The 13,786-nt window shown below is 27.5% G+C and carries 14 protein-coding genes; 6 read left to right on the top strand and 8 right to left on the bottom strand.

From position 1 onward, the window contains the following. The first annotated feature begins 39 nt into the window (after nt 1-39). Genes QML81_RS06755 through QML81_RS06745 form a run of 3 tightly spaced genes read left to right on the top strand, consistent with a single transcriptional unit; the run spans nt 40 to nt 2,799 of the window. Nucleotides 40-1,965, top strand: a complete 1,926-nt coding sequence (locus QML81_RS06755; protein WP_281950661.1) for a thioredoxin domain-containing protein — start codon at nt 40-42, stop codon at nt 1,963-1,965. Then, entirely contained in the window at nt 1,962-2,489 is a 528-nt protein-coding gene (gene msrA / locus QML81_RS06750; RefSeq protein WP_281950660.1) for a peptide-methionine (S)-S-oxide reductase MsrA, read from the top strand. Before QML81_RS06755 ends, msrA begins: the two co-directional genes overlap by 4 nt. Then, the gene (locus tag QML81_RS06745; protein ID WP_281950659.1) at nt 2,482-2,799 is read left to right on the top strand and encodes a hypothetical protein; all 318 of its coding nucleotides are present in this window, start codon (nt 2,482-2,484) and stop codon (nt 2,797-2,799) included. The genes msrA and QML81_RS06745 overlap by 8 nt, the downstream gene beginning before the upstream one ends. Here QML81_RS06745 and QML81_RS06740 read toward each other — a convergent pair whose 3' ends face one another. The 5 genes from QML81_RS06740 to rpsO form a co-directional block, all read right to left on the bottom strand. Further along, on the bottom strand, nt 2,800-3,297 hold the full coding sequence (locus QML81_RS06740) for a DNA-deoxyinosine glycosylase (protein WP_281950658.1): 498 nt from the start codon (nt 3,295-3,297) through the stop codon (nt 2,800-2,802). A gap of 39 nt (nt 3,298-3,336) precedes the next feature. After that, entirely contained in the window at nt 3,337-5,235 is a 1,899-nt protein-coding gene (gene dnaK / locus QML81_RS06735) for a molecular chaperone DnaK (RefSeq protein ID WP_281950657.1), read from the bottom strand. A 75-nt stretch (nt 5,236-5,310) separates the two neighbouring features. Further along, nucleotides 5,311-5,856: a nucleotide exchange factor GrpE gene (grpE, locus tag QML81_RS06730; RefSeq protein WP_281950656.1), complete on the bottom strand. Its 546-nt coding sequence runs from the start codon at nt 5,854-5,856 to the stop codon at nt 5,311-5,313. Between the two features lie 3 nt (nt 5,857-5,859). Then, entirely contained in the window at nt 5,860-6,657 is a 798-nt protein-coding gene (locus QML81_RS06725; RefSeq protein ID WP_281950655.1) for an HrcA family transcriptional regulator, read from the bottom strand. A 263-nt stretch (nt 6,658-6,920) separates the two neighbouring features. Further along, the gene (gene rpsO, locus QML81_RS06720) at nt 6,921-7,190 is read right to left on the bottom strand and encodes a 30S ribosomal protein S15 (RefSeq protein WP_281950654.1); all 270 of its coding nucleotides are present in this window, start codon (nt 7,188-7,190) and stop codon (nt 6,921-6,923) included. Between the two features lie 175 nt (nt 7,191-7,365). On the opposite strand from rpsO, the gene QML81_RS06715 reads away from it, so the two are divergent. Genes QML81_RS06715 through QML81_RS06705 form a run of 3 tightly spaced genes read left to right on the top strand, consistent with a single transcriptional unit; the run spans nt 7,366 to nt 9,056 of the window. Then, nucleotides 7,366-7,767, top strand: coding sequence for an RrF2 family transcriptional regulator (locus QML81_RS06715; RefSeq protein ID WP_281950653.1), 402 nt, complete (start codon nt 7,366-7,368; stop codon nt 7,765-7,767). A gap of 9 nt (nt 7,768-7,776) precedes the next feature. Next, entirely contained in the window at nt 7,777-8,805 is a 1,029-nt protein-coding gene (locus tag QML81_RS06710; protein ID WP_281950652.1) for a DHH family phosphoesterase, read from the top strand. Beyond that, on the top strand, nt 8,802-9,056 hold the full coding sequence (locus QML81_RS06705) for a hypothetical protein (protein WP_281950651.1): 255 nt from the start codon (nt 8,802-8,804) through the stop codon (nt 9,054-9,056). The genes QML81_RS06710 and QML81_RS06705 overlap by 4 nt, the downstream gene beginning before the upstream one ends. A gap of 4 nt (nt 9,057-9,060) precedes the next feature. On the opposite strand, the gene QML81_RS06700 is transcribed toward QML81_RS06705, so the two are convergent. The 3 genes from QML81_RS06700 to QML81_RS06690 all read right to left on the bottom strand — a co-directional run bounded on the left by QML81_RS06700 (nt 9,061) and on the right by QML81_RS06690 (nt 13,724). Further along, the gene (locus QML81_RS06700) at nt 9,061-10,896 is read right to left on the bottom strand and encodes a diguanylate cyclase (protein ID WP_281950650.1); all 1,836 of its coding nucleotides are present in this window, start codon (nt 10,894-10,896) and stop codon (nt 9,061-9,063) included. Between the two features lie 61 nt (nt 10,897-10,957). Beyond that, nucleotides 10,958-11,665: a carboxy-S-adenosyl-L-methionine synthase CmoA gene (gene cmoA / locus QML81_RS06695; RefSeq protein WP_281950649.1), complete on the bottom strand. Its 708-nt coding sequence runs from the start codon at nt 11,663-11,665 to the stop codon at nt 10,958-10,960. Further along, nucleotides 11,655-13,724: a thioredoxin domain-containing protein gene (locus tag QML81_RS06690; protein WP_281950648.1), complete on the bottom strand. Its 2,070-nt coding sequence runs from the start codon at nt 13,722-13,724 to the stop codon at nt 11,655-11,657. Before QML81_RS06690 ends, cmoA begins: the two co-directional genes overlap by 11 nt. Between the last annotated feature and the right edge of the window lie 62 nt (nt 13,725-13,786).

Raw genomic sequence — 13,786 nt, 5'->3', positions numbered from 1 at the left:
AATTACTTTAGGCTATGTATTAAAAACAAAAGGAAATCTATGCCAAATAGACTTATTAATGAAGATTCACCATATCTAAAACAGCATGCAAACAATCCTGTTGATTGGTATCCTTGGTGTGATAAAGCTTTTGAGAGAGCAAAAAAGGAAAAAAAGCTTATTTTTTTATCTATTGGATATAGTAGTTGTCACTGGTGCCATGTAATGGAAAAAGAGGTTTTTGAAAATGAAAAAATAGCAAAATTTTTAAATGAGCATTTTATCTCTATAAAAGTTGATAAAGAAGAAAGACCAGATATTGATAAATATTATCAAGAGGTATATCAACTTTTAAACCAAAGACCAGGAGGATGGCCACTTTCAATATTTATGACTCCTGATAAAAAGCCGTTTTTTGCAGGAACTTATATACCTCCTGAGCCTAAATATAACATGTTAGGATTTATGCAGTTAATACAAAAGATAGCTGAATTATGGAAGAAAAAACCAGAAGATATTTTAAATCAGGCAAAAGAGATTGATAAATATATGAAAAGTCCAAATGAACCTAAAAAAGCAGTTAAGTTTGATATGAATATCATAGAAAAATATATAAAAAATATAAAAGCAATATATGATCCTGTTCATGGAGGATTTAGCTCAAAACCAAAATTTCCTCAAACATCAATCATAAATACATTAATTAAGATATATCAATTAACTTATAATAGTGTTGCATGGGATATGGCATCAAATACACTAAAAAATATGGCAAAAGGTGGCATTAGAGATTTAATAGATGGAGGATTTTATAGATATAGCGTTGATGAGAAGTGGTTGGTCCCACATTTTGAAAAGATGGCATATGACAATGCACTAATTGCAAGAAGTTATCTTAATGCCTATTTTGCAAGTAAAGATGAATTTTATAAAAATATTGCTTTTGAGATACTCGATTTTATGTGCGATTTTATGAGCCAAAACTATCTTTTTTACTCTGCAAGTGATGCAGATAGTGAAGGAGAAGAGGGAAAATATTTTATATATAGCTATGATGAGATTTATGAAAAATTAAAAGAGGACGGATTTAACGACAAGGAGATAAAAGAGATTTTAAACAAATTATCAATAACAAAAAAAGGAAATTTTGAAGGTAAAAATATTGTAAGAGTTGAAGATTTATGCGATTTTAAAGAAAAATCAAGAGTTTTTAAAATATTAAAAGATATAAGAAAAGATAGAGTCTACCCATTTATTGATAAAAAGATTATCACTTCTTGGAATGCTATGATGATTGAAACTCTTTTTATTGCTTCAAGGATTGATAATAGATATTTTGAATTTGCTCAAGAAGGTATAAAAAATCTTTTAAATAGACTCTATATTAATGATAAGCTTTATCATGTAACATTGATAGACAAAGAGCCAAAAATTGAAGCTTTTTTAGAAGATTATGCATATTTAGCAATAGCATTGTTACAAGGATATAAAACAACTTTAAATGAAGAGTATTTGGCTTTAAGTGTGAAACTTATAAACTATGCATTGATAGATTTTTGGGAAGAGGGAAAATGGTATTTTAGTAAAGGAGAATTTAAAAATGAAGCTGATTATACTGATGCAACTTATCCAAGTAGTGCAGCAACTATAGTATCAGCGATGCTTACTCTTGGAAATATATTTGATGAAAAATATAAAAAATTTTCATTTTTGACATTGGAATATTATAGTGAAAAGATATACAAATATCTTCCATACTGCTCTTTATTTGTAGAGGATATAATAAGATTTTTAAAAGATGATTTTTTAATAAAATCCAATAAAGAAAATCTTATAAAATGCTCTAAAAAGATAGATTTTTTCTACCCTTTTATAAATTTAAAAGAAGATGTCAATAAAAAATATATGCTTTGTAACTCTTTGAGCTGTTTTTTTGAAAGTGAAGATTGTGAAAAAATACTTGAAAAATTTCAGGAGTTAAAATGATTGAAGAAGCGATAGTTGGCGGAGGATGCTTTTGGTGTTTAGAAGCTATATTTAAAAGAGTTAAAGGAGTAATTGAAGTAGAAAGCGGTTACTGCGGTGGCAAAAGAGAAAATCCGACATATGAGCAGGTTTGCAGCGGAGCAACTGGCCACGTAGAAGTAGTTAAAATCAGATTTGATAATGAGAAAATAAGCTATAAAGATATTTTAGAAATTTTCTTTTCTATACATGACCCAACTCAGCTAAATCGTCAAGGCGCAGATATTGGAACACAATATAGAAGCGTTATTTTTCCACTTAATGAAAAGCAAGAAGAGATTGCAAAAGAGATGATCAAAAAATTAAATCCAATATTCAATAATAAAATAGTAACAAGAATTGAGCCACTTAAAGCTTTTTATAAAGCAGAAGATTATCATCAAAACTACTATGATAATCATCCATATCAAGGCTATTGCCAGGTTGTAATTTCACCAAAAATAGAAAAATTTAAAAAAGATTTTAAAGAGTACTTAAATGGTTAAATTTGCAATTTTTTTGGCGTTAGTATTTTTAATAACATTTTATAAAATCTATAAAGATTTTGAAGGTGATAAAAAGAAATTTTTTTTAGATATTTTTATGTTAATTTTTTTAGTTTTTGCAACAATTTTTAGCAAATATGAGTGGATATACTTTCCACTCTTTTTAACTCATATAATTTTACTTCTTTTTAGCTGGATATATTATTATCTATATCTTTTTAAAAAGGTAGATAAAATATTTTATGTTTTTTTACCAATTATTACAATTTTAGCTTTTTTTATTTTAGGTTTTATTGCAAGTCACTATTAACTATCTTTTATTTAATATATCTTTAATAATTTCCCATTTTTTAAGTTTCTCTTCAAAACTCATCTTTCTATATGCTGGAGATGGTGAAGGAAGATAATATGTAGGAATATTTAGGTGAGAAAAGTGTTTTTCATATAGTTTTTGAGCTAATCTTCCAGTAAAAAATATTGCCTTTATATTTGGATACTCTTTTACTAAAGACTCTATATCATTTACTTTTATCTCTTTTAGATTACTATCAGAAGAGTTTACTCTTCTACACTCTTTTGCCATATCCCAAAGAGCAATATGATGATTTTTTAAAAAGGATATCTTCTCCTCTACTGTTTTTGGCTCATTCTCTTCAAAAATTGCAGATATTAGTTTCCAAAATTGATTAAATTTATGACCATAATAGAAAGAGTTTTTAAATGAGTCTTGGCTTGGAAAAGAGCCAAGTATTAAAATTTTAGAGTTTTTATCAATTATTGGTTTAAAAGGATGTGATAATTTTGGCATATTTTATTACTTTGTATTGCGGGTAAAAACCCGCAATTTTTATTCAACTTCAGCGTCAATTACGTCTTCTTCGCCGCCACCTTTTTTACTTTCGCCTGCTCCTGCTTGTGCTCCGCCTTGAGCTTGACTTTGCTCTTTTTTATACATAGCTTCTGCAAGTTTATGACTAACTTGAGTTAAAGCTTGTACTTTTGCTTCAATTTGCTCTTTTGTTACATTTTCATCTTTTAACGCTTCTTTAAGCTCATTTAGTGCTTTTTCTATTTGAGCTTTCTCATCTGCACTAATTGCATCACCAGCCTCTTTTAAGCTTTTTTCTGTTTGATAAGCTAGTGCATCAGCTTGATTTTTTGCTTCAATCAACTCTCTTCTTTTTCTATCTTCTTCTTTATGAGCTTCAGCCTCTTTTACCATTCTTTCAATCTCTTCTTCACTTAAACCACTTGTTCCAGTGATTTTGATTTGTTGCTCTTTACCTGTCGCTTTATCTTTAGCTGTAACAGTTAAGATACCATTTGCATCAATATCAAAAGTTACTTCAATTTGTGGTACTCCTCTTGGGGCTGGTGGAATACCTTCAAGTGTAAATGTACCAAGAGATTTATTATCTTTTGCAAGTTCTCTTTCACCTTGCAATACATGTATAGTAACTGCTGGCTGATTATCTTCAGCTGTACTAAATATTTGTGTTTTCTTAGTTGGTATAGTTGTACCTTTTTCAATAAGTTTTGTCATTACTCCGCCAAGTGTTTCAATTCCAAGGCTAAGTGGAACAACATCAAGAAGCAATACATCTTTTACTTCACCTTTAAGTACAGCTCCTTGAATTGCTGCACCAACAGCAACAACCTCATCTGGGTTTACAGATTTATTTAACTCTTTGCCAAAAAATTCTTTAACTTTTTGTTGAACAAGAGGAATTCTTGTTGATCCTCCAACCATAACAACTTCATTAACTTCATTTTTTGATAGTCCAGAATCTTTAAGAACCTCTTCACATTTTGTAATGGTTTTATTTACTAAATCCTCTATCATTCCTTCAAATTTAGCTCTTGTTAATTTTTTAACAAGGTGTTTTGGCCCAGTTTGATCTGCTGTAATAAATGGTAAATTTATTTCAGTTTCTGTTGCACTTGAAAGCTCTTTTTTTGCATTTTCTGCTGCCTCTTTCAATCTTTGAAGAGCCATAACATCTTGTTTTAAATCGATTCCAGTTTCAGCTTTGAACTCTTCAACTAACCAATCAATTATTCTATTATCAAAATCATCTCCACCTAAAAATGCATCACCACCAGTTGCTAAAACTTCAACAACATTATCACCAGTTTCAAGAATAGTAACATCAAATGTACCACCGCCAAGGTCATATACTACTATTTTTTCTGCCTCTTTTTTATCAAGTCCATATGCTAAAGCTGCACTTGTTGGCTCATTTATAATTCTTAAAACATTAAGTCCAGCAATGATTCCAGCCTCTTTAGTAGCTTTTCTTTGAGCATCATTAAAGTAAGCAGGAACAGTAATAACAGCTTCAGTTATCTCTTCACCTAGATAACTTTCTGCATCAGCTTTTAATTTCATCAAAATTTTAGAGCTAATCTCTTGTGGAGTATAAACTTTTCCTTCTACTTCAACTGCACATGCTCCATTTCTATCAACAATTTTATATGGAAGTCTTTTTTCTGCTTCTTTAGCCTTTTCTTCATTACACATTAAACCCATAATTCTTTTAACTGAATATATAGTTCTTGTTGGGTTTGTTACCATCTGTCTTTTAGCTGGATCACCAACTAAAACTTCTCCTTTATCTGTAAAAGCAACAACAGATGGAGTTGTATTTTTACCCTCTTTATTTGGAATAACTTTTGCTTCTTTTCCTTCATAAATTGCCATACATGAGTTTGTTGTACCTAAATCTATACCTAAAACTTTTCCCATTTTTTTTCTCCTTATTTATATTTTTTAAAATTTTAACTAAATTGACTAAACTTTTCTGCTACTTTAGTAGCAAAACTATTTAGCCACACTTACTTTAGCTGGCCTAAGTACTCTCTCTTTATATTTATAACCTTTTTGAATAACTTGAACTATTTCTCCAGCTTTCTTCCCAGCATCATCTACTTGTAAGAGGGCTTCATGAAGATGAGGGTTGAATTCGCTTCCCTCTTCTATTTCTATAACCTCAATTCCATGTTTATTAAAAGCTTTAATGAATTGCTCAATTGTAAGTTTTATACCCTCTTTTAGTTTTTCAACAGCCTCCTCAGCTTTTAAATTCTCTTGATTTACAGCAGCTAATGCCATATCAAGACTATCAAGTGCTGGCAAAAGGTCTTGAGCAAATTTCTCTAAAGCATATTCAATTGCTTGAATCTTTTCCTTCTCAAGCCTTTTTTTACTATTTTCAAAATCTGCATGAACTCTAACATATCTATCTTCACACTCTTTTAATTTTTCTTTTAACTCTTCTAATTTAGAGGGTTTCTCTTTATTTTCTACTTCAACTTCTTTAGCTTTTTCTACGTTTTCCTCTTGTATATTTTTTTTCTCTTCTGCCATTTTCTACTCCTTTGTTAAATTATTAAAAAATTTTTCATAATCTCTTGATAAATGACCTATACAAAGCATTTTTGCATCTTTTTTCTCTATTTGGGCGTTTGTATTATATGCAAGATAACCAGTTGGAACGACCTCTTCAAAATATATTCCAGGCTTTAAATCATCAAGTATTATTCCATCTAAAATAGCTTTTATATTTTTATTGCCCCATTCTCTATTTTTTGCCACAATATCCAAAAGTTCTTCTATCCCTTCAGATATTATGTCTTCGTTTGATACTGCATTTAACTTTTTAGATAGAGTAGTTAATCCAATTTGTCTACATATCTTTACAAGATCAGATACCTCATTTCCCAAAAACTCTTTAAAAAATCTATATATTGGCTCATTATACTCTATAATAAATTCACTATTTTCAAATTCCAATATAATAAATCTATCTTTAAAATTAATAACACTTTTTAATCTATTTGGCTCATAAAACTTATACTCACAAAAAATATTAAATTTTTTAGTTGACTCTTTAATATTAGAAGAATTTTCTATTTTTAAATCTTTTTTATCTTTTAAAACATTTTTCCAGTAATTTTTTAAAGTTTTAATTGCAGGAATTCGGCCGCTACTTATATGCAGCTGTTCTAATTCACCCTCTTCTACCATTTTTTTAAAATAGTTTCTTATAGTTGCTGAAGATATTTTTATATTTAATTTAGATTGTAAATGTTTTGAACTAACAGGCGTTGGATTTTTTATATACTCTTTTATAATAGTTTCTAAAATTAGAACTTTTTTATCAATCATTTTATTCTCTTTTAGCACTCATATATTTTATTTGCTGAATGTATTATATAAAATTGAGTGTATTATTGTCAAGTTTTATTATAGAAAAAATATAAGATGATAATTTGTAAATAGTAAATAGTAATTAGGAATTGTGAATTAGTAATTTGGAATTTTGCTTCTATTTTTCTTTTAAAAAAAAAGATTGTAGGTACGTTATAAGTAAGTTTAGTAGTGGAAAAATTTTAAGAAGCAAAAGATGGATTATCCATCTTTTTGCTATTTTAACCTCTAATATTTAGAGCAGTTATAACTTCTTGATACTTATCATAATCTTTTCTTTTTAAATATCTAAGAAGTCTTTTTCTTTGACCAACAAGTTTAAGTAATCCTAATCTTGATGAATGGTCTTTTTTATGCTCTTTTAAATGTTCTGTAAGATATTTAATTCTTTCAGTTAAAAGAGCAATTTGTACTGCAGGTGAGCCTGTATCATTCTCACTTGATGCAAATTTAGCGATGATTTCTTGTTTCTTCGCCGAATCCAAAGCCATTTTAGCCTCCTGATTGGTCTATGTGATTTTGAGTTGACATTATACCTGTATAAATTTTTTTTTGCAATACTAAATAAAGCCCTTAAATAAAAAACAAATATTTTATCTAATTATTATAACAATTTTTAAATAGGATAAATTTAGTATAATTTAAATCAAAAAACCAGGATAGAAAATGCTATTTACAAGAGCTACTGAATATGCACTTTTGTCATTAATATTAATTGCAAGACGAAATGAACCAGTTGGCGCAGATACACTATCAAAACAGTTAGACATTCCAAAAAGCTTTCTGGCAAAAATTTTACAAAATCTTGCAAAAAGAGGAATTTTAAAATCCTTCAAAGGTGCAACTGGTGGTTTTATTCTTTCTAGACCTCCAAATAAATTATCTATTAAAGAGATAGCACAAGCAGCTGAAGGGAAAAATATCAGTGTATTTGACTGTTCACCTGCACAAGAATGCTGTCCAAGTAATAAAGGCAGTTTTTGTACATTATGGCCATTTTTAAATAAGCTTCAAAATAAAATCGATAAATATTTAGAAGAATTAACCCTACAAGATCTTTTAGAATAAAGGAAAAAATTGAAACTATACCACTTATCGCATACAGACCTTGATGGATATGGATGCCAACTTATTACTAATCAAATTTTTGAAAAAATAGAATTTTTTAATGCAAATTATGGTGATGAGGTATTAGTTAGAATCAATCAAATCTTAAACAGTTTAAAAAAAGAGGAAAAAAATTTTATCTTGATAACTGATTTAAATTTAACATTAGAAGAATCAAAATATTTAGATGAAAAAGTAGCTGAATATAAAAATGATGGTTATAACATAGAGTTACAACTATTAGATCACCATGGATCTGGACTTGAAAGTGCCGAGAAATTTAACTGGTATTTTTTAGATATTACAAGGTCTGCTTCTAAAATAACTTATGATTTTTTTAATAAAAAAGGATTTGATCTCAAAAATATTTCTAAATTAATAGATGCAATAAATAGTTTAGATATTTGGCTTGAAAATGATGAGCTATTTGAGTATGGAAAAGTATTAATGAGGCTTATTGATGAAGCAAAAGAGATAAATAGATATATGTTTCCTAATATCAATATATCCTATAAACATTATGTTCTTTTAAATTCAATAGAATATTTAGATAAAAAAGATGGTCATATAATTTTAGATGACAATATTTATAAATTAAAAAAGAGTTTTTTCCAAAAAGATAAAAAAGATACTTTAGACAATCTTGTAACAGAATATATTGTCGAAATTCTTACACAAAGAAAAGATAATATGAGTATCTATTATAAAGGTCATAAAGGGATTTTAACATTTGGTATTCAAAATAGCTCTATAGTTGGAAATGGATTTTTAAGAAAAAATCCTGATTTTCACTTTTTTATGAATATAAATAGCAGAGGAACTTTTAGCCTAAGAGCAAATAACCAGATGGATGTTTCAAAAATGGCTTACGAAATAGCAGGTGGTGGAGGACATCCTAATGCTAGTGGTGGAAAAATAAAAAATTTTAAAGAACAATTTATATATAGTGAGCTAAAATCATTTATAGAAGAACTGTTAAAATCAAAGGAAGAACAATGAAAAAAATGTTTAAAAGCAAACTTGAAGAGGCAGAATTTGAAATTGAAGAGCTAGCAATGCAGCTTGCTGATATGTTAGGAGTTGCTTTACATTATGCAGGCGTTCCAGAAGAAAAGATGCCGCAAGCAATAGATGCTTATCTTGAGGCCATGGATGAGGTTTTTGAGGATGAAGAAGGAGAAATGGGATATGAAGAGATAATAAAAGTAATTGAACATATGAAAAAAACAAGACCAGATTTATTTAGATAATTTATCAATAATTATCTTTTTTCTCAAATAAATTCTCATCATACATAAAAATTCTATCTCTTCCACTCTCTTTAGCCTTATATAAAGCCATATCTGCAAATTTTATAGCTTGCCAAAACTGTTTTGTATCTTTTGGAAATTCTGATATCCCAATACTTACTGTTTTATTAAATTTTTCACCTCCAACTTCTATAGTTTTAGATTTAAAATCTTTACTAATCTTTTCAGCAACTTTTTTAGCGTTATCTTTATTACAATTATGCAGTAACACCAAAAACTCTTCACCGCCAAATCTAATTACAATATCAGATTCTCTAATATTATTTGCTATACTATTTACTAACTCCTTTATAACTTTGTCTCCAATATCATGTCCATATTTGTCATTAACCATTTTAAAATAGTCAATATCTAACATCATAACTGAATATGGAATTTTTGTTCTTAAAGCCTGTGGAATATTTTTTTTCACAAAAATATCTAAATATCTTCTATTATAAGCACCAGTCATTCTATCTTTTAAACTCATATCTTTTAACTCTTCCAATAAAATTTTAGTTTCTATTACATTTTTAGATACTTCTAGATAATTTTTAAAGTTATTTATTGCATTTTTTATTCTTTTATATTCATCTTTAGCTGAAGTTACAAATGATATAACAATAGAAAAATCATCTGTTATATTTAATGGAATACAAAGATAAAATTTATCACTATTCTTTGCAGCTTCACAAATATGCAAATATTTATCTGATGCAATAATATCTCCAGTTCTATATGCTCTGCATAAATTTATATCTTCATTTGCATTGCTACAAATCTCATCTTCAATATTTTTATAATAGATTTTTCTAATATTTGCCTGCTTATCTATTTCATAAAATATAAAGTTATGTAAATCAAACTTATTTTGTAATAATTCTATTACTCTATCATAAATCTGGAATCTATCTTTATCTTTTTCTATAATATTTTTAAATTTATAGACTGCAGCTAACTCGTTGACAAGCTCTTGTATGGAAAAAAGAGGGTCAACACCTTTTGTTTTTATATTGATAAAATAATTCACACTTCTCTTTATACAATTTAAGCTATTTTCAATTTTTTCAAGCAAAGCATTTACCCATTTACTTACCTCTAAGATCTCTCCATCTTTAAAAATCTCTAACCTTCCAGTATAATCTCCTTTATATGCTTTTTGTAAAATATTTTTTAAATTTTCAAAAAATTCCACATATTTTTTTGTATAAAAATTAACAACCAATAATCCTAATAAAGAAACAATAAATATTAAAAATATAACTTTTGTTATTGTGACAATAGAGTTTTTTCTTATATCTGTAATATCAAACTTCATACTAATTGCACCTAAAACTTCTCCCTCTTTAGCCTGATGACATTTTAAACAGTTAGGGATATCATATGCTGAAGCAATGTAAGGAATAACAACTTTTAAAAAAACAGAATCTTTTGTTTCAATGATATTATCTCTTTTTTTACCGCTATTTAAAACCTCTTTTTCTATTTCATCTATTTTTTGGAAACTTTCTATACCTTTTCCAAACTGTTTTTCAAGAGATTTTGATCTAAGTATTTTTAATTCTTTTACACTTTTTATTCTTTTTATTTTGGATAAAAATATATCTCTTTTATCCATTATCCCATTTTCCATATGAGAAGTTAAACCATCTTTTACCATATTAGCAACTATATTTGCTTTATCGGTTGCATTTTTTATGGAATATTCCCTAAAACTTATTATTAAAATAATAACAGTAGGCAGCACTATAGCAGTAACAAAGAGGGCAAGAAATATATTTAATCTTTTTTTTAGGTTCATAATAATTACTTTTTTATATTTTTTTTATTTTAAAAAAATAACTTTAATATAACTTTAACATCTATTTCCTAGCAAAAAATGTTGCAAAATTTGCCCATCTAAAGACTGTTTCAAAATATTTAAAGCCTGCATTTTTTATCATCTCTTCATTCTCTTTTACACTATATGGAACTAAAACATTTTCTAAAGCTTCTCTTTTTTGCATTATCTCAAATTCGCTATACCCTTGTTTTTTCTTAAAATCAAAATATATATCTATAAGCTGCTTATTTAAAATCTTATCTTCACTAATTACCTTTTCACTAAAAATCAAAATTCCACCATCATTTAAAGAATCATAAATCTTTTTTACAAGCTTATCTCTTTTCAATGGTCTAATAAATTGAAAAGTGTAATTTGAAATAAAACAGTCAGCTTTTTTATAATTAAAATCTAAAATATCATTCTTTATAAAATCTATCTTTGCACCATAAGCTTTTGCTTTTTTCTTTGCTCTTTCTATCATATGAGAAGAGTTATCAAGTCCTATCAAATTCAACTCTTTATCACTTTTTGAAAAAATTTCTATTAAAGTTGATCCAGTTGAACATCCAAGATCATAGACTATTGATCCCTCTTTAGAATTTTTTACTACCAAAGTAGAAACAAGATCTAAAACCTCTTTATAAAATGGAACAGATCTTGCTATCATATCATCAAATACAGATGCAACCTCTTCATCAAACTCAAACTGTTTTTTTATTGGTTTGCTAAATACTCTATCTTTCATTAATAACTCTTTTACCCCATTTTTGTTCGAAGTCCGACTTCGAAGTTTTTGGATTTAATATAGACTCAATTTTTTCTTTTATCTTATTAAACTCTTTATTGTTTGCAAAACAGGTATCAATTTTACAAGCCAAAAACTCTTTATAATCTCCTGACTTTACTAATATGTATGGATAATCAAGCATAGCAATATCTAATAGATATTTTTTCAAAACATTTTTACTATTTTTAATGACTATATCTCCTAATTTTTCTCTAAACACAGCCCTTGTTGCTTCTGGATAATATATTGGATTGTGAAAAATTAGAGCAGAGTTTTTATCTATTATATATTTTGCATCATTTAAAAGCTTTAAATCCTCTTTTAATGCAGACAGCTTTAAAAGATTATGTATCATAATAGCTAAAGGCGAAGTATAGTAACTATCATTTAAATCTGCAACACTTTTAAACTTTGAAACACTCAAATACCATTTTCCATTTTTAAAAAATAGCTCTTTTGCTTTTTTTTGTAACTCCTCTGCTAAAATCAAATATCTTTTTTCCAATGTTACTTCATATGCAGTTATTAAAGCTTTTATTAAATATGCATAATCTTCTAAAAGGGCTTTTTTAGTAGGAATATTCTTATCTTTTATTTGGTGATATAAATTTTTGTTAATATACATAGTTTTTATTAGATTATCCAAAGAGACAAGAGCACTTTTTTTAAATCTCTCATCTATGAAAAAACTTTTCAATTTTGCATCAATCATCATAGCATTCCAAGATGTGATAATCTTTTTATCAATAAAAGGGTACTCTTTTGTTTCTCTTATCTTTTTTAAAAGATTTTTAGCTTTTTTTATTTTATCTTTTGAAATTTTTATCTCTTCATTTATATAAGGATTAGAATACTCTCCATCAATATTTCCATCCTCTGTAATTCCAAAATATTTTAAAACCTTTATTGTCTCATCTTTTTTAAAACCATTTTTTAAAAAATAATCCAAACACTTTTCATAATTAAAAATAAAAAATCCCCCCTCTATTCCATTAGTATCAGCATCACTTGCACTAGAATATAATGAGTTTTTATTTTTAAATCTATTATCTATCTCATTAATTGTTTCAATTACAACTTTTTTAAAAAGAGGGTTTTTAGTAATTTTATACATTCTTGAATATACATCAATCAACTCAGCATTAGTATATAACATCTTTTCAAAATGAGGTATTTGCCATTTTCTATCTGTTGTATATCTAAAAAAACCTCCATTTATCTGATCGTAAAGTCCACTTTTTGCCATAGTGATTAATGTATCATTTGCCATATTAAAAGCATCGTTATCTTTTGTTATGAGATATATATCTATTAAAGCTCTTATTTTACTTGATTCTGGAAATTTTATTCTTTTTGAAAATCCTTTATATGTTTTGTCATATTGCTCTTTTGCTTGCATTACAAATTTTTTAGCTATTGTAAAATCAAGCTGAACTGGTACATACTCTTGATTTTCTATCTTTTTCATAAGAGTTAGGATTGCATCTGCTCTTTTTTCTATATAATCTCTCTCATTTTTATATGCCTTTGCTAAAATTGGCAAAACTGTTTTTAATCCCTTTACACCATATCCATCTTCAGGCGGTAGATATGTTGCAGAGAAAAATGGCTTTAAATCTTCTGTAAGTATTATTGTTAAAGGCCATCCGCCACTTCGATTATGCATAATCTGATATACTTTTTGATAAAACTTATCAATATCTGGTCTTTCCTCTTTATCAACCTTTATAGGAACAAAGTTTTCATTGATAATTTTTGCAATTTCTTCATTTTCAAAAGACTCTTTTTCCATAACATGGCACCAATGACACGTACTATACCCTATTGATAAAAAAATAGGCTTATGCTCTTTTTTTGCCTTTTGAAATGCTTTCTCTCCCCATGGCAGCCAATTTACAGGATTGTGAGCATGCTGAAGCAGATATGGTGATTCTTCATAAATAAGCTCATTTGTATATTTGTGCTCAGCAAAGAGAAATGCACCTAATACAAAAAAAAGTAAAAACAGTTTTTTCATAAAATACTCCATGTTATTAATTATTTGTTATTAGTATATTGGTTAGTGGTATATTTAGATAT

Origin of the sequence: Nitrosophilus kaiyonis (assembly GCF_027943725.1) — a bacterium.
GTDB lineage: Bacteria > Campylobacterota > Campylobacteria > Campylobacterales > Nitratiruptoraceae > Nitrosophilus_A > Nitrosophilus_A kaiyonis.
The sequence above is the reverse complement of the archived record's forward strand: the minus strand, read 5'-3'. Positions and strand labels throughout refer to the sequence as shown.

What these genes read in the sequence shown, in the direction of transcription:
- QML81_RS06755 (WP_281950661.1), top strand. Translation starts at nt 40, where the DNA reads ATGCCAAATAGACTTATTAATGAAGATTCACCATATCTAAAACAGCAT.
- msrA (WP_281950660.1), top strand. Translation starts at nt 1,962, where the DNA reads ATGATTGAAGAAGCGATAGTTGGCGGAGGATGCTTTTGGTGTTTAGAA.
- QML81_RS06745 (WP_281950659.1), top strand. Translation starts at nt 2,482, where the DNA reads ATGGTTAAATTTGCAATTTTTTTGGCGTTAGTATTTTTAATAACATTT.
- QML81_RS06740 (WP_281950658.1), bottom strand. Translation starts at nt 3,297, where the DNA reads ATGCCAAAATTATCACATCCTTTTAAACCAATAATTGATAAAAACTCT.
- dnaK (WP_281950657.1), bottom strand. Translation starts at nt 5,235, where the DNA reads ATGGGAAAAGTTTTAGGTATAGATTTAGGTACAACAAACTCATGTATG.
- grpE (WP_281950656.1), bottom strand. Translation starts at nt 5,856, where the DNA reads ATGGCAGAAGAGAAAAAAAATATACAAGAGGAAAACGTAGAAAAAGCT.
- QML81_RS06725 (WP_281950655.1), bottom strand. Translation starts at nt 6,657, where the DNA reads ATGATTGATAAAAAAGTTCTAATTTTAGAAACTATTATAAAAGAGTAT.
- rpsO (WP_281950654.1), bottom strand. Translation starts at nt 7,190, where the DNA reads ATGGCTTTGGATTCGGCGAAGAAACAAGAAATCATCGCTAAATTTGCA.
- QML81_RS06715 (WP_281950653.1), top strand. Translation starts at nt 7,366, where the DNA reads ATGCTATTTACAAGAGCTACTGAATATGCACTTTTGTCATTAATATTA.
- QML81_RS06705 (WP_281950651.1), top strand. Translation starts at nt 8,802, where the DNA reads ATGAAAAAAATGTTTAAAAGCAAACTTGAAGAGGCAGAATTTGAAATT.
- QML81_RS06700 (WP_281950650.1), bottom strand. Translation starts at nt 10,896, where the DNA reads ATGAACCTAAAAAAAAGATTAAATATATTTCTTGCCCTCTTTGTTACT.
- cmoA (WP_281950649.1), bottom strand. Translation starts at nt 11,665, where the DNA reads ATGAAAGATAGAGTATTTAGCAAACCAATAAAAAAACAGTTTGAGTTT.
- QML81_RS06690 (WP_281950648.1), bottom strand. Translation starts at nt 13,724, where the DNA reads ATGAAAAAACTGTTTTTACTTTTTTTTGTATTAGGTGCATTTCTCTTT.